The sequence below is a fragment of the Vibrio sp. 1151_11 genome (assembly GCF_029478525.1).
Classification (GTDB): Bacteria; Pseudomonadota; Gammaproteobacteria; order Enterobacterales; family Vibrionaceae; genus Vibrio; species Vibrio anguillarum.
The window spans coordinates 52,982-66,670 of sequence record NZ_SHMN01000003.1 but is presented as its reverse complement, the minus strand read 5'-3'; the positions used below and the strand labels follow the sequence as shown (position 1 = coordinate 66,670).

Here is a 13,689-nt window from a genome sequence, read left to right as displayed (position 1 = left end):
TGAGTTAAGTTTACCCTTATCCATCTTGATAAGTGGGATCGCCTCAACATAAATTGCTTCTACAATTCATTAACATACCGCTGTGCAATAAAGGAGTAACGCATGACGAAGTCCCTTTTCCGCCAATCTTTCCTATTTGATAGTTTGGATTTAGACCAAGAAATGGTCACTGGCGAAATCAAAACGGCAGCTGGTATTACGCTTAAAGTGCTCTCGCGTGGAGTGCTCGAAGTGATTCCCGCTCATCTCAACGATGAGAGTAAGCACATCATTATTTCTTGCGGTATTCATGGTGACGAAACTGCGCCAATGGAATTAGTAAATAAGCTGGTGGATGATATTCAGTCAGATTTTCAAGCGGTCCAACACCGCTGCTTATTTATTGTGGCTCATCCTCAGGCGACGAATCAACATACCCGTTTCGTGCAAGAAAATTTGAACCGTTTATTTGATGATAAAAAGGGCAATACCTCCCTAGAAAGAGAGATTGCACAGCATCTCAAACAGACAGTGAAAGACTTTTTCGAACACACCGCTGAGCAAAACCGGTGGCATCTTGATTTGCACTGTGCGATTCGTCACTCCAAACATTATTCGTTTGCCGTCAGCCCCAAATCTCGCCATCCTGTCCGCAGCCGCGCACTGATGGCATTGATTGAAAGTGCGCATATCGAAGCGGTGCTGCTTTCAAATTCACCCTCGAGTACCTTCAGTTGGTACAGTGCAGAGAATTTTGCCGCGCAAGCTTTAACGCTTGAGCTGGGGCAAGTCGCACCTCTTGGTCAAAACAACCTAGAGCGATTAGTCGCGTTTGACTTAGCCATGCGCGATTTGGTAGCCAATGCGACACCTGAACACTTGCCAAGAAAGCCAACCATTTATCGTGTCAGCCGTACCATCGTCCGTTTGCATGACGATTTTGATTTCATGTTTGATGATAACGTCGAAAACTTCACCGCGTTTAAACATGGTGAGGTATTTGGTCATGATGGTGAAAAGCCACTCATGGCGAAAAATGAAGATGAAGCGATCGTATTTCCTAACCGAAAAGTGGCATTAGGCCAGCGCGCCGCGTTAATGGTGTGCAAAGTGGCGACACGCTATGAAGACGATCAATTGGTATACGATTAACCGATGGTACTTTTGGCTTGTTAATCTTTTGACCTGTTGACAAGGTTAACAGGCGATTGCTTTGGTATATCACTTTCTATTTAAATGGCTTAACGGTAAGGTTAGGCCATTATTGTTTCTCTTACTTACATATAAGCGCATGACGTTCAATCAGTTACTCTTAAAAAAACAGCGTCGCTGGCATTACGCCCTCTACGCTATGCTGGCATTGTTGATTACGATGAGTGCGTTTTATTTGATGGTGGGTGAACTCTTTATCAGCCCATTTCACACTTGGTCACCACTGGAATGGCAGTTAGTGACTGAACTTCGTGCTCCTCGTCTGCTCTCTGCCGTCATCATTGGTGCTTCACTAGCCGTATCAGGCGCGGCGCTGCAAGTGCTATTAGGGAATGTTTTGGCAGAGCCGGGCGTGCTTGGTATTTCTGGTGGCGCCAGTGTGGCGATGGTAGTGGTGCTGTTTTTCTTCCCTGCTTTGGCCTCACCTGAAATTTTCATGCTTTGTGCCGTAGCCGGTGCGATGGTGTTTACTCTTTTACTGGTCAGCATGGCTAAAGCGATGCGTTTAAGTACAACCCGCTTACTGCTGGTCGGTGTGGCGCTGGGTATTTTATCTGGTGCTGTGGTGACATGGGCGTTTTATTTCAGTAATGATCTCAGTTTAAGGCAACTGGTTTACTGGTTGATGGGCAGTATTGGTGGTGCAAGCTGGTATCAACATACGCTTTCATTAGCTGCGCTTCCTGTGATCATCTGGCTTGCTCTGCAAGGAAAAACGTTAGACAAACTGATGTTGGGCGAAACTCATGCAAAGCAGTTAGGTGTGGATGTGCATCGACTACGTTGGAAATTGATTTTTGCCGTGTCGCTGCTGGTAGGAGCTGCGGTGGCATTGGGCGGTGTGATCAGTTTTGTTGGGTTGGTTGTTCCGCATTTATTGCGTTTGGCGTTTGGTTCTGAAAACCGCTACCTTTTACCTATGTCGGCTCTGTTCGGCGCACTTTTACTGGTCTGCGCGGATACCGTTGCCAGAACGGCGCTTAATGCTGCTGAGCTTCCACTTGGTGTCGTCACTACCACCATTGGTGCGCCGATTTTTATTTGGATGTTGTTGAAAAACCATGATTCACGTTAATAGCCTGCAGGTTTCATCACGTTTATTGCCACTCTCTTTTACCTGCCAAGCGGGAGAGGTGCTGCATGTCATTGGGCCTAATGGCAGCGGAAAAAGCACTTTACTGTCGGCGTTAGCTGGTGTGACAGAGAGCCAAGGTGAGGTCTACATTGGTGATCTTCAGCTTTCAAGCGCATCGTTAGAGGCGCTGTCACTGCACCGAGCTTATCTGTCGCAAAACGACAAGCCTGTTTTTAATGTCGATGTTTATCAATATCTTGCCTTAGCGATCCCCAGTTGCGCCGATTTACATTCTCAGGTTGTTAATCAAGCCGTGCTTCATCTCACTCAACGATTGAATATTCAAGACAAATTGCATCGATCCATTCACCAACTGTCAGGCGGCGAATGGCAACGTGTCCGCTTGGCCGGTATTTGCTTGCAAATTTGGCCAACCTTAAACCCTTACGCGCAGTTATTGATATTAGATGAACCTGCGGCGCCTCTTGATATTGCTCAAGAAGGGTTGCTTTATCGTTTGATTGAAGAGGTTGCACAGCAAGGGATAGCGGTAGTAATGGCCAATCACGATCTCAATCGAACATTGCGCCATGCCGATCGCGCTCTGTTACTGCAAGATGGCGTATTGCAAAGTTCCGGCTCGGTTGAACAAGTATTAGAGAGCCAAGCGTTAAGTGCAGCGTTTCAGACTCAGGTGAAGCAGGTTGTTGTTGAAGGAAAGCCTTACCTTATCTTTGATTAAAAGCACAACTGTCGTGCAGTTAGCACACTTTTAGCGCATCAATGTGCTGAAGATAGAATGATAAAAATAGTAAGTCTATTAAAAACAAATAGTTAGGTTTTATGTGAAAGTTGGCACGCCAATCGCATTAATAGAATCGATACATTCTCGTTCTTGTTAGGCTTTTTATAAGTCTCTTAACCACCTTGCTCCCACAAGGTGGTTTTTTTTATCTGAGTCTTTGCAAGGTTATTGCGTCAATGAAGCAAGGTCAGCAGGACGGTAATAGACTGATTTGAGCACTTTACCTTGGCGAATCGTTTTGCCTTCAGAGACAAAATCTTGTGCGCATTTAGCAATAATGTAGTCGCCTTTTTGTACGGCCATCAGCTCAATACCTTGCTCAGCATAGTAGGCTTGGGTATCGGCATACTCTTTTTCATTGCGACATACTTTACTCATGTTCGAGCTGTGTACTTCATCCCAGCATGGAATAAATTCGATGCCACGATTTACGGCAACATTGAGCAGAAGATCAATCAAATAGCTGATCGCTAAGTTGTCACTCACTTGGCTATGTCCAAGGTGGACTAAACGACCCATCAAAACATACACAGTATCGATGATCGCATCCGCTTGTTCTGTTTTATTGTCAGCTTCAGCAAGTTCAGTCAACTCTTCAATCGCGAGCGAAGTATGCAACGTGTCAGCTTTATCGTTTAAGCTGCTGGCATCAGCAACGGGGAGATCAAAGGTGCTACGAAACTCGGTAATATCGCGGTAAAGATGATCGTAAATCTCTTGAGTAAGCTTGGATAAATGCATTATCTCGGTCCATTGGTTTGGTTAACAGGGATTGTGACGCGTAGTAACAAATTGATAGTAATAAACTGATAGTAAGAAAATGGATAGTAACAAACTGATGGCAAAGCTGCGACCCATGCCATCAGTTTGGTTAAAGAACAGGGTTACTTATTGAGAAACAAATAAGGAAACAGTTGGCGGCGTTCTTGGTCACTTAGAGCACTAACACGAGCGATATTGGTATCGGGAATCGCTTCTGGGTTAGGGTAGTGCTTGAGTACTTTTTCCATGCTCTCTTCGCGAATAAGATGGAAAATAGGGTACGGCGAACGGTTAGTTAGGTTTTCGTCATCTTCGGGGCGTGTGCCGCCAAAACAGTAGTGAGGGTGAAAGGTAGCGACTTGGAAGATGCCTTGCCAATCTTGTTGCGTAATTAATGCTTCGACCCAATCGATAAAAAAGTTGTACTCAAAAAAATCTTCGAGCATGTTTGGCACCACCACTAAGGTGGTCTCAAGAGACTGTGCCGAGCTGCCTTCTAACTCTAGCAATTGTTGCAAAATGTCTTGCAGCAATTGTTCTTCAGTATCGGCTTCACTGACGAAAATTTTGATCTGCTGGTTACGTTGTGGTTTTGCGGCGAAAGGGCAGAGATTTAAGCCAATCACCACATCGTTAAGCCACTGTTCGACTTCAGTTGTGATGGCGGTTTTATTTATCGTTACGCTCATAGTGCTTATTAAAACAGTCAATTTGGCGCAAGCATAACATGAGTCTTTTGATAAAGTGAGTGGATAACACTACTTGATCAATTCATGCAGCGGTTTGCGGTGCGCAAGGGCGCGGTCATCATGGCGCAATTTCCAACAGAGAAAAAACATCGCCACATACAACACCATTCCACCCGAAACCACCACCGGCCAACCGCCATTTTGCCAGCAATAGAGTAGGAAAAACCCGCCGAGGCTGCCACCTACATAGTAATGAACCAAATATAGAGCGGTCGCGGTTGCTTTTGCGCTGCTGGCCTTTTGGCTCACCCATGAGTAGGCGAGCGTATGGGTAAAAAACGCGCCGAAACTGATCAACATTAAACCGATCAGCATAAACGGGATTGATTCAACCAAGGCTAGCCACATCCCCGATAAACTGAGCAAGGCTCCCAACATCATGCCCGAAATGGCATTGTAGCGTTTTGTCCAGTTGGCGGTCAGTTTCGAGCTGAGTGTTCCCGCCAAATAACATAGGAAGATCAATGAGGCTAAGCCAATCGGTAGCGAGTAGGGTTCGGCGACAAGCCGAAAGCCCATCACTGAGTAGAGATTAACAAACAGCGCGAAGTTAGTGCCACCAATCAGCATCGCTAGCCACAGTGTGCGGTTAGAAAGATGTTTTACTAGCGCACGGTTGTGGTGAAAGAACAAGCCTCGTTGCGGCGTGAAATTGCGTTGAATGGGCAGTAACCACAGCACAATGATGGCGCATACGAAAGTGAGTATGGCAATCACAATCACGGCTTGTTGCCAGCCAAAGGCATCGGTCAATATACCGCCTAAAATTCGGCCGCTAATACCACCTAATGAATTCGCAGCAATATAACCGCCAATCGCTTGGCTAAATGCTTGAGGCGAAAGCTCCTCAGCCATGTAAGCCACGGCAACCGAAGCAAAGGCGGCCAATGCGACGCCCATTAGTGCACGTGTTAAAACCAGCACCCATAGCTGTTGGCTGATCAACATTAAGCTGCCGATTAATGGCATCATGAATAGCCCTAATAACATCACTTTGCGGCGGCCAAAGGATTCAGAGCTGATTGCCCAAGGGACTAAACTGACGGAGAGTGCGAGGGTTGATGCGGCAAATAACCAGTTAATTTGGGTTTCCGAAACCGAAAAATGCGTAGCAAGGTAGGGCAACATTGGCTGAAAAAGATAGAGATTACAAAAGACTAAGAACGAGCCGAGAGCAAGCCCCCAAGTGACTTTTCGGTATTCTTTACTGCCAATTTCGATCATGATTACGCTTCACTTACGTTATGTATCTGTGATCACAGTAGCAGTGGCTTAGTGATTAATAAAATATATTAAAAATATCGTCGTGATATATAAAATATATCCCAACCTCGTTGGACGAATCTCGCTTCGTTTGATTTTGTGGAATCATAAAGCTATGGATACTCGCCATCTAAAACATTTTTCGGCTGTGGTTCAGTGCGGCAGCTTTACTTTAGCAGCCCAGCAACTGCACATTGCGCAGCCAGCGCTTAGTATTTCGATTAAAAAATTTGAGCAGCAATTAGGGGTTGTTTTGCTAAAAAGAGATGAGCGAAAAGTGACGCTGACCCATGAAGGGCAAGTGTTATATGAACACGCCACTCGTATTTTGCAGCAACTTGAAGATGCACAATTGGCGATGGATGAGCTTAAAGGGCTCGTCAAAGGTGAAGTGAGGCTCGGCGCGCCGAGCATGATGGGATCCTATTTCTTTCCAGAAATTGTAATGGCTTTTAAAAGTCACTTTCCCTTGCTAAAAATGACGGTGATAGAAGCGGGAACTCAGTCGATTAGAAAAATGTTGCTCAGTGGTGAGCTAGATATTGGTGTGATCCTCAATCATGATCTTCCTCCGGATTTAGAGGTTGATCCCCTCTTATCATCGCAAATGGTGGCGGTAGTGGGGAAAGAACATGAGTTAGCACAACGAGAATCGATAGATTTTAAGACCTTTTTTGAGCATGAATTGGTAATGTTTAAGCCCGGTTATTTCCACCGCGACTTCATTGATAAAGTGTGTAAAGAGCATAAGCTCAGCGCACATTTCTCTTTTGAAACCAATCTGTTGCCAATGATTTTAAGTATTGTCAAACATGAGTACGCAGTGACTGCGTTATTAGAGCTTGTAACGGAGCATGAACCGGATGTACGAGCGATCCCTTTTGAACCGCCAGTCTGGTTAGATTTAGCCCTCGCATGGCGCAAAGAGGGCTATTTGTCTAATGCCGACCGTACTTTTATTGAATTTGTGAAACAGTACGTGTGAAAGGGGCTATGTGTATCGTTCGATTAACTTTGATAGATTTTTTCAAAGTTGTTTGGGTTCCAGCCAATCATAATCCGATCACCAATTTTTAAAGCCGGTACACTGCGCGCGCCGATCGCATCCAGTTCCTTCCGGCCGCGTTGCATTTTTGCGTTACATAAGCGGTAGGGGATCTGTTTGGCGTCAAGATAGCGCTGAGCATCTTTACAGTGCGGGCATTTATCTTTGACGTAGAGCACAATACGTTTCATCCAATTCACTCATTAACCGAACATAAAGGGCGGCAAGTTTACCCACCGAGGCGCTGAGTTTCAACTCTCTCGGATGCGAAGCCTTGCTCCTTGTGATTGGAAAGATGAAACGCAGGCTTGATTCAGTTACACTTAGCGCCTTTTTATGAGTCAGTTGCTGGGCTATGCATCCATCTTTTCGTTACATACAAAACTATCCGCCTCATCTCATTTCACAAGTTGAACAGTTGATCACGGCCGGTAAATTCGTTAGTTGGTTTGAACAACGCTACCCGCAACGCCATTCGATTCAAAGTGAAAAAGCGTTGTTTAACTACGCGATTGATCTCAAAAATCAATACATGAAGAAAACGGCGCCGATCAGTAAAGTGGTGTACGACAATAAAATTCACATTATCAATAACGCACTAGGGTTGCACAGTTATGTTGCCAAAGTGCATGGTGGGAAAATCAAATCTAAAAATGAGATCCGCATAGCGAGCATGTTTAAAGAAGCACCGGAGCCGCTGTTGCGCATGCTAGTGGTACATGAGCTGGCTCACATCAAAGAGAAAGAGCACAACAAGGCCTTCTATCAACTGTGTTGCCATATGGAACCGAATTATCATCAGCTCGAGTTTGATGCACGATTGTTTATGATGTATCTCGATTTAAAAGAGGAGCAGTAATGTCAGCCAAAGCGAAGTCGCAGAAAAGCCAACCTGAAGCTAGCCATAAAAAACCTGCGTTAAAAGCAAAGCAGGGGTTACATCCTCGTAATCAGCATCAAGGACAATACGATTTCCCCGCGCTGATTAATACACTGCCTGCTTTGAAGCCCTTTGTTATTCGCAACCCGAGTGGTGAGCCGAGCATCAATTTCTCCGATGCGATGGCGGTGAAAATGCTCAACAAAGCGTTATTGGCACATCATTATCATGTGACCCATTGGGATATTCCCGCTGGGTATTTGTGCCCGCCGATCCCTGGTCGAGCTGATTATATTCATCGCGTGGCCGATCTGCTGCTAGATGAGTGCTCAGCAATCAAGCATGAAAAGGTTCAAGCACTTGATATTGGGATCGGAGCGAACTGTATTTATCCGATAGTGGGCGTGGCAGAGTACCGCTGGCGCTATGTTGGTAGCGATATTGATCCTATCTCTATTAAATCCGCCAATCTGGTGGTTAATGGTAATGCTTCGCTCAATGGGCGTATTGAATGCCGTTTGCAGAGCGATGCAAAACATATTTTTAAGCAGATTATTCAAGAAAATGAGCGTTACGATCTCACCACGTGCAACCCGCCTTTTCATGCATCACAAGTAGAGGCGCAGCAAGGCAGCGAACGTAAGTTGAAAAATTTACAGCGTAATCGAGTCAAAAAAGGTCAAGAAATTGTGGGGCAAGACGCTAACAGAAGTAAGGCGGTTACGCTCAACTTTGGTGGACAAAAAGCTGAGTTATGGTGCCCCGGTGGTGAAGCTGCCTTTATTAAAAACATGGCCTTTGAAAGTCAACACTACGCTCAGCAAGTGCTGTGGTTCACCACATTGATCTCTAAAAAAGAGAATGTACGTTGGATGCAAAAACAGTTAGATAAAGTGGGTGCTGCAGTGGTGAAGGTTGTTGAAATGCAACAAGGGCAAAAAGTGAGTCGATTCATCGCATGGAGTTTCCAAAATGACAGTCAACGCAAACAATGGTTAGCGGCAAAGTGCTAGGCTGACTTCGTTGATTGACTATATTGGTCAGTGAGTTGAGATAGCAATAGAAGGAGTAAGGTATGGACTTTGACCTTTATTTACCTTGCCAACCCGGATGGATCTGCCAGCCCTTCGCTTATCTGTTTGCCTTGCTTGCGATGATTGGGCTTGGGTTTTTTATTCGTATTATCTATCGCGAATATCAAAAAATTCAGCGCGCTCAGAAAGTCAGACGTCTTCGCCGTATCCACTATCGTGACCGTAATGGTGGCAAAGACGGTAGACCTACCAATATCAAATAACCCTTGCCCTAGTAATACGATGTTAGGAAAAGGTATCGAGCGCCGCTTGATATTTTTTCTCTAACGCTTTATTTCCTGCCTTTTTCTCTAACTCTACCAATAATTGAAGCGATGTTTTTTGGTTACCGTAGCGCTGATTAAATTGCATCAAGCGAATGCGAGCTTGCGTGTATTGTTGAGCGTCAATTTCCAATTTAGCTAATTGCAGCAATGAACGAGCTCGATTAGGGTCATGGTCTAATGTTTTTGCAAAATAGTAGCGCGCTTGTTCTTTATCGCCAGATTTTAACGCGCAAAAGGCTGCGTTCTCATAGCTTGCTGGGACAAGGTAATAATAGGGTTGAGCAATGGCGCGGTTAAAATATTCATCGGCTTTTTGATATTCGCCCTGCTTGCACAAAAATGTGCCGTAGTTATTGAGAATATTGCCGTTTTTGGGATGGGCGCGAAGCGCGGTTTGATAGGTTTTACGTGCGGCCTCTGTTTCACCGACAGTTTCGTAGTAGTGAGCCATCGCAAGTTGCGAGCGATAGTAAGTCGGCGCATGTTGTGTGGCTTTTTCTAAGTTCTCACGTGCTTTGCTCATGTTGCCATTTTCTAAATAGCCTAGGCCGAGCGCAATGCGAGATTCGGCCATTTCAACCGGATCCGCTTTTACTTCAGGCTCACCTTTTTCGTTCACGGTGACACAGGCCGATAACGTGAACATTATCAATATCATCAGTACTTTTTTCATTATCTGCAGCTCCTAAATGGCTTAGACGCATGATAAGGAAATCAGAAGATCGAGGGGGAAAGAGCAGAGAAGAATGCGAGTCAGTATGCACTATGTTTGATGAAAACCTGAACACCTCATTACTGAGATGATCAGGCATGAAACACTAATCGTCTTTGGTAAATTTATCTTCGCTAAAGTGTTCAAGGTCGTAAGGTGTTTGTTGGTAAACACAGTAGTTTAACCAGTTTGCAAACAGCAAGTGACCGTGGCTTCGCCAGCTGGCGACTGGCTTATTATCTGGGTTGTCATTGGGGTAGTAGTTGACTGGGATTGCGGGTTCCATCCCTTCACCTAAATCTCGAATATATTCACCATGCAGTGTATGTGCGTCGTACTCAGGGTGACCTGTGACAAACACGTTACGTTTATCTTTGGTTGAGGCTAAGTACACACCCGCCACATCAGAGGTGGCGAGAATATCTAAATTCGTATGTTCGGCTAAGTATTCTGGTGAGAAATCAGCATAACGAGAATGGGGCGCTAAAAAGGTGTCGTCAAAGCCGCGTAATATCGGATGAAAGGGATGGTGGATTTCATGATGATAAACGCCCGATAATTTTTCTTTGCGAGTTCGTTTGGGCAGATTGTAGAGCAGTTTTAGCCCCGCTTGCGCTGCCCAGCAAACGTAGAGTGTGGAAGTGACGTGATTTTTAGCCCATTCCATCACGCTTTTTAAGTGTTCCCAATAAATCACATCTTCAAATTGGACCAACCCCAAAGGTGCTCCGGTGATGATGAGCCCGTCGAAGTTGCGATTTTTTACCATCTCAAATTGACGGTAAAAGTTCTCCAAATGCTCAGTGGGGGTATTTTTACTTGGGCGCTCATCAATTCTCAGTAATTCAATATCCACTTGCAGCGGAGTATTGGATAACAGGCGCAAAAACTGAGTCTCGGTTTCGATTTTCTTCGGCATTAAATTCAAAATCAAAACTTTCAGTGGACGGATGCCCTGTGTGGCGGCACGTGTTTCTGACATCACGAAAATGTTCTCATGACGCAGTACATCACCGGCTGGCAGTTGGTCGGGGATCTTAATCGGCACAGCTTTCTCCCTAAGCTATTTTTGGACGTCTATACTGCCGAACTTAACTTAATCAAAACCAGATGTCGATAGCAAAATGAATCTTGCTGTGAAATTGGTTACTATTGGATATCCGTTTACTTACCTGTTGGATACACATGGCGCTAACCTTAACTTTGATCAGGGGATTACCCGGCTCAGGCAAAAGCACCTTAGCAAGGACGCTACATGCAAAGCATTTTGAAGCGGATATGTATTTTATCAATGAGAAAGGCAACTATTGTTATCAGCCAGATAAAATCGAGCAAGCTCATCGGTGGTGTCAACAGCAAGTGGAGCGCTGTTTAGCGCAAGGTGAGGACGTTGTTGTGGCGAATACTTTTGTTCGACAGTGGGAGATGCGAGCTTACCGCCAGTTGGCTAAACGTTACCATGCAACCTTAGTGATTAATGTTTGCCGTGCGCAGTACCAGAATGTTCATGGTATCGATGATGCCACTGTTGAGCGTATGCGTCAGCAGTGGCAGGAATGATTAATTAACGCTTCCGCTGGAGTTGGTAAAAAGCAAGGGCTCCCCAACCAAACACTTGCACCCACAAGATCCCCCACTGAGTGCTGATTTGATCCCATGATGCACCCATTTGGTTCAAACTGAGAAAACTCTGAATGGCAGGCGTACTTGGAAAGAGGTTGGATATCCAAATGATAGGGCGTGGAATTGCTTCTAACGGCCAAATAAAACCAGCTGAAAAAATCAGTGGCATTGAGCTGATTAATACCACTAACGTCACCAATTCTCGCCGCGGTGTAACTGAACCAAGCCAAATGCCGCATAGGCAAGAGGCCAGTAAGAAAGGCAGTAGAAGTAGCAATAAATGCCCCGCACTGGCGAGGGTGTTGATACCATGTGAGGTAAAACTGGCACCAAAGTAGTACATGCTGAGTAGATAATAAACAGCAACAAGAACAATGCTGCGTACCAATATTAATCGTAGTGGTGTGGTATGACTCCAATAGCCATTTCCGTGCTTTTGTGTTCCGCCCATTAATCCTGCCGCCATGATCATGGTTTGTTGTAAGATCAAAACAAACACCGCTGGGACAACGTAATCAACATAACCCATGCGTGGGTTAAAGGTCGGTTTTAGGTTGATGCTTGTGGCGGAATAGTGCTGAGCGGCCAGAGAAAGCGGTTCTCCTTCCATCACTAAACGTGACACTTTACTTTTCGCGGCTAAGGTTCCACCAGCTTGCGATAAGCCCTCAACGATGGTGCCGTACACTAGAAAATAAGAGGCATCGCCAGCGTAGGCCAGTGTTGGACTTTTTCCAAGTAGTAGGTCTTTATAAAAATGTTCAGGAATCACTAAAATACCGCTAACTTTGCGGTTAAGAAAAGCCTGCTTGGCATCTTCAATGGTACTGTCTCGTTGAATCACTTTGACTTGTGGCGTTGCGTCAACCATGCGTTCTAGTTGGTAACTGGCTTGGCTTTTATCGAGATTGACAATCGAGAGTGTCTGCTCGCGTGGAGTTTGCTGCGTATAAGGCAAAGGGTATAAAAAGGAGTAAAAAACCACGCCACCAAAGACAGTCAACAGCACCACAGGGTTAGTGAATAGCGCTTTTAGCTCTGCTTTAAGTAGAGCAATGAATCGCGTAGTTTCAGTCATGGTTGATTCGCTCGGCTTGCTTGTGTTTACGGATAAGAATCAAAGTGAGCAGCAGCGGCAATGCATAGCCCAGCATTGGCACTAAATACTTAAGTGATGACAGCAATTCAGCGTTATAACTCACTTGGCTTACTTGCACTTCAATGTAGTGACTCACTGGTAGCAGGCTTCGCCACCACTGCGCTAGAGTATTCATATCCGTCACTGGGAACGTAATGCCCATAAACGCAAAACTTGGTGCGGTAAAAGCGCCAGCAAAACTCATCGCTCTTGCCGGATCGAGTGTTAGAAAGAAAAAGAGTGCGCCCATGATCATACAGGCGAGCGTCATTGCAAGTTGTGCGATAATCAATAGAGCAAAACTGCCGTGCATTGGCCACATTAATATTTGATAAAACCAGATTAAAAAACCAATCCCTTGCAACATAAAAATCGGCAGATAACGCATCAATGTTAGCGTTAAAATTCGTAATGGCTTTTCTCCAAGCCACGTTTGCAAACCAAAGTGACGATGGTTTGCTGCCAAAATCATAATGGTACTGACCACGACCACGATTTGCCAAAGAGCGGGTATAACCGCCGAGACTAAAAATTGCGCATAGTTTGTATTGAGATTAAACAGGGGCGTAATCTGTGTCCTGATTGGTACGGCTCGCCCCATCGCACTCAATGTGGTTTGTTGGCTAGTCGCTAGGTTTTTTACGACATCCACTTGGGCATTGAACGTACTTTGTGCTTGAACAATAGCAGAGTTGATCAATCGTCCAACCAAAATGTATTGGCTATTGAAGAAGGTCGATACTTGTGGCTGCTCACCACGAAATATTGATTTATCAAATTGATACGGAATGACAACGTACGCATAAATGTCACTTTCAATTAACGCAGTTTTGGCTTGATTGACATCTTGGAACTGGTGCGTGACTGCCATGGTCGAGGTTGCATCGAAATCTCTTATCAATTGACGTGACAATTGGCTGTGAGACAAATCGACCACGCCAATCGGCAGATCGCGCACTATCCCTTGTGAGAAAATCCACCAAATACTGAATGCCAATACTATTGGTATCCAGCTTAGGCTAGACAATAGCCAAGGATCATGGCGCAGCAGAGGCCATTGAGGGCGAACCTGAATCGACATAAGGC

The 13,689-nt window shown here is 45.2% G+C and carries 16 protein-coding genes; 8 read left to right on the top strand and 8 right to left on the bottom strand.

Features of this window, described 5'->3' with window-relative positions:
- Positions 1-102: 102 nt before the first annotated feature.
- From EXZ60_RS03440 to btuD, 3 genes are all read left to right on the top strand, one after another.
- Entirely contained in the window at positions 103-1,131 is a 1,029-nt protein-coding gene (locus EXZ60_RS03440; protein ID WP_194661926.1) for a succinylglutamate desuccinylase, read from the top strand.
- 139 nt (positions 1,132-1,270) lie between these two features.
- On the top strand, positions 1,271-2,266 hold the full coding sequence (gene btuC / locus EXZ60_RS03435) for a vitamin B12 ABC transporter permease BtuC (protein WP_029388300.1): 996 nt from the start codon (positions 1,271-1,273) through the stop codon (positions 2,264-2,266).
- Positions 2,253-3,008 (top strand): vitamin B12 ABC transporter ATP-binding protein BtuD, encoded by a 756-nt coding sequence (btuD, locus tag EXZ60_RS03430; protein WP_277435284.1) that lies wholly within the window; start codon positions 2,253-2,255, stop codon positions 3,006-3,008. Before btuC ends, btuD begins: the two co-directional genes overlap by 14 nt.
- A gap of 228 nt (positions 3,009-3,236) precedes the next feature.
- Here the strand turns inward: btuD and EXZ60_RS03425 are convergent, their stop codons facing one another.
- The 3 genes from EXZ60_RS03425 to EXZ60_RS03415 all read right to left on the bottom strand — a co-directional run bounded on the left by EXZ60_RS03425 (position 3,237) and on the right by EXZ60_RS03415 (position 5,806).
- Positions 3,237-3,812 (bottom strand): nucleoside triphosphate pyrophosphohydrolase family protein, encoded by a 576-nt coding sequence (locus tag EXZ60_RS03425; protein WP_010318603.1) that lies wholly within the window; start codon positions 3,810-3,812, stop codon positions 3,237-3,239.
- A 143-nt stretch (positions 3,813-3,955) separates the two neighbouring features.
- Positions 3,956-4,522 carry a DUF1415 family protein gene (locus tag EXZ60_RS03420; RefSeq protein WP_026027360.1) on the bottom strand — a complete coding sequence of 189 codons (567 nt, stop codon included), beginning with the start codon at positions 4,520-4,522 and terminating at the stop codon, positions 3,956-3,958.
- A gap of 69 nt (positions 4,523-4,591) precedes the next feature.
- Complete coding sequence (locus tag EXZ60_RS03415) at positions 4,592-5,806, bottom strand: MFS transporter (RefSeq protein WP_277435283.1); 1,215 nt, start codon at positions 5,804-5,806, stop codon at positions 4,592-4,594.
- Positions 5,807-5,960: 154 nt separating this feature from the next.
- On the opposite strand from EXZ60_RS03415, the gene EXZ60_RS03410 reads away from it, so the two are divergent.
- Positions 5,961-6,830, top strand: a complete 870-nt coding sequence (locus EXZ60_RS03410; RefSeq protein ID WP_026027359.1) for a LysR family transcriptional regulator — start codon at positions 5,961-5,963, stop codon at positions 6,828-6,830.
- Positions 6,831-6,853: 23 nt separating this feature from the next.
- On the opposite strand, the gene EXZ60_RS03405 is transcribed toward EXZ60_RS03410, so the two are convergent.
- Positions 6,854-7,081 carry a glutaredoxin family protein gene (locus EXZ60_RS03405; protein WP_010318599.1) on the bottom strand — a complete coding sequence of 76 codons (228 nt, stop codon included), beginning with the start codon at positions 7,079-7,081 and terminating at the stop codon, positions 6,854-6,856.
- 164 nt (positions 7,082-7,245) lie between these two features.
- Between EXZ60_RS03405 and EXZ60_RS03400 the strand changes: the two genes are divergently transcribed.
- The 3 genes from EXZ60_RS03400 to EXZ60_RS03390 all read left to right on the top strand — a co-directional run bounded on the left by EXZ60_RS03400 (position 7,246) and on the right by EXZ60_RS03390 (position 9,067).
- Entirely contained in the window at positions 7,246-7,749 is a 504-nt protein-coding gene (locus tag EXZ60_RS03400; RefSeq protein ID WP_194566728.1) for a M48 family metallopeptidase, read from the top strand.
- Positions 7,749-8,783 (top strand): 23S rRNA (adenine(1618)-N(6))-methyltransferase RlmF, encoded by a 1,035-nt coding sequence (gene rlmF, locus EXZ60_RS03395; protein WP_277435282.1) that lies wholly within the window; start codon positions 7,749-7,751, stop codon positions 8,781-8,783. Before EXZ60_RS03400 ends, rlmF begins: the two co-directional genes overlap by 1 nt.
- A 62-nt stretch (positions 8,784-8,845) precedes the next feature.
- Positions 8,846-9,067 carry a hypothetical protein gene (locus EXZ60_RS03390; RefSeq protein WP_017048653.1) on the top strand — a complete coding sequence of 74 codons (222 nt, stop codon included), beginning with the start codon at positions 8,846-8,848 and terminating at the stop codon, positions 9,065-9,067.
- Positions 9,068-9,089: 22 nt separating this feature from the next.
- Here the strand turns inward: EXZ60_RS03390 and pilW are convergent, their stop codons facing one another.
- On the bottom strand, positions 9,090-9,803 hold the full coding sequence (pilW, locus tag EXZ60_RS03385) for a type IV pilus biogenesis/stability protein PilW (protein ID WP_094123773.1): 714 nt from the start codon (positions 9,801-9,803) through the stop codon (positions 9,090-9,092).
- Positions 9,804-9,948: 145 nt separating this feature from the next.
- Positions 9,949-10,890, bottom strand: coding sequence for a homoserine O-succinyltransferase (gene metA, locus EXZ60_RS03380; RefSeq protein WP_013856656.1), 942 nt, complete (start codon positions 10,888-10,890; stop codon positions 9,949-9,951).
- 137 nt (positions 10,891-11,027) lie between these two features.
- On the opposite strand from metA, the gene EXZ60_RS03375 reads away from it, so the two are divergent.
- Positions 11,028-11,402 carry an ATP-binding protein gene (locus tag EXZ60_RS03375; RefSeq protein WP_026028306.1) on the top strand — a complete coding sequence of 125 codons (375 nt, stop codon included), beginning with the start codon at positions 11,028-11,030 and terminating at the stop codon, positions 11,400-11,402.
- A 4-nt stretch (positions 11,403-11,406) separates the two neighbouring features.
- Here EXZ60_RS03375 and EXZ60_RS03370 read toward each other — a convergent pair whose 3' ends face one another.
- Together EXZ60_RS03370 and EXZ60_RS03365 are read right to left on the bottom strand one after the other, a co-directional pair.
- Entirely contained in the window at positions 11,407-12,543 is a 1,137-nt protein-coding gene (locus EXZ60_RS03370) for an ABC transporter permease (RefSeq protein WP_129532555.1), read from the bottom strand.
- Positions 12,536-13,684 carry an ABC transporter permease gene (locus tag EXZ60_RS03365; RefSeq protein WP_069211970.1) on the bottom strand — a complete coding sequence of 383 codons (1,149 nt, stop codon included), beginning with the start codon at positions 13,682-13,684 and terminating at the stop codon, positions 12,536-12,538. The genes EXZ60_RS03370 and EXZ60_RS03365 overlap by 8 nt, the downstream gene beginning before the upstream one ends.
- Positions 13,685-13,689 lie beyond the last annotated feature (5 nt).

What these genes read in the sequence shown, in the direction of transcription:
- EXZ60_RS03375 (WP_026028306.1), top strand. Translation starts at nt 11,028, where the DNA reads ATGGCGCTAACCTTAACTTTGATCAGGGGATTACCCGGCTCAGGCAAA.
- rlmF (WP_277435282.1), top strand. Translation starts at nt 7,749, where the DNA reads ATGTCAGCCAAAGCGAAGTCGCAGAAAAGCCAACCTGAAGCTAGCCAT.
- btuC (WP_029388300.1), top strand. Translation starts at nt 1,271, where the DNA reads ATGACGTTCAATCAGTTACTCTTAAAAAAACAGCGTCGCTGGCATTAC.
- EXZ60_RS03420 (WP_026027360.1), bottom strand. Translation starts at nt 4,522, where the DNA reads ATGAGCGTAACGATAAATAAAACCGCCATCACAACTGAAGTCGAACAG.
- EXZ60_RS03410 (WP_026027359.1), top strand. Translation starts at nt 5,961, where the DNA reads ATGGATACTCGCCATCTAAAACATTTTTCGGCTGTGGTTCAGTGCGGC.
- EXZ60_RS03370 (WP_129532555.1), bottom strand. Translation starts at nt 12,543, where the DNA reads ATGACTGAAACTACGCGATTCATTGCTCTACTTAAAGCAGAGCTAAAA.
- EXZ60_RS03425 (WP_010318603.1), bottom strand. Translation starts at nt 3,812, where the DNA reads ATGCATTTATCCAAGCTTACTCAAGAGATTTACGATCATCTTTACCGC.
- EXZ60_RS03405 (WP_010318599.1), bottom strand. Translation starts at nt 7,081, where the DNA reads ATGAAACGTATTGTGCTCTACGTCAAAGATAAATGCCCGCACTGTAAA.
- EXZ60_RS03440 (WP_194661926.1), top strand. Translation starts at nt 103, where the DNA reads ATGACGAAGTCCCTTTTCCGCCAATCTTTCCTATTTGATAGTTTGGAT.
- EXZ60_RS03365 (WP_069211970.1), bottom strand. Translation starts at nt 13,684, where the DNA reads ATGTCGATTCAGGTTCGCCCTCAATGGCCTCTGCTGCGCCATGATCCT.
- EXZ60_RS03400 (WP_194566728.1), top strand. Translation starts at nt 7,246, where the DNA reads ATGCATCCATCTTTTCGTTACATACAAAACTATCCGCCTCATCTCATT.
- pilW (WP_094123773.1), bottom strand. Translation starts at nt 9,803, where the DNA reads ATGAAAAAAGTACTGATGATATTGATAATGTTCACGTTATCGGCCTGT.
- EXZ60_RS03390 (WP_017048653.1), top strand. Translation starts at nt 8,846, where the DNA reads ATGGACTTTGACCTTTATTTACCTTGCCAACCCGGATGGATCTGCCAG.
- EXZ60_RS03415 (WP_277435283.1), bottom strand. Translation starts at nt 5,806, where the DNA reads ATGATCGAAATTGGCAGTAAAGAATACCGAAAAGTCACTTGGGGGCTT.
- btuD (WP_277435284.1), top strand. Translation starts at nt 2,253, where the DNA reads ATGATTCACGTTAATAGCCTGCAGGTTTCATCACGTTTATTGCCACTC.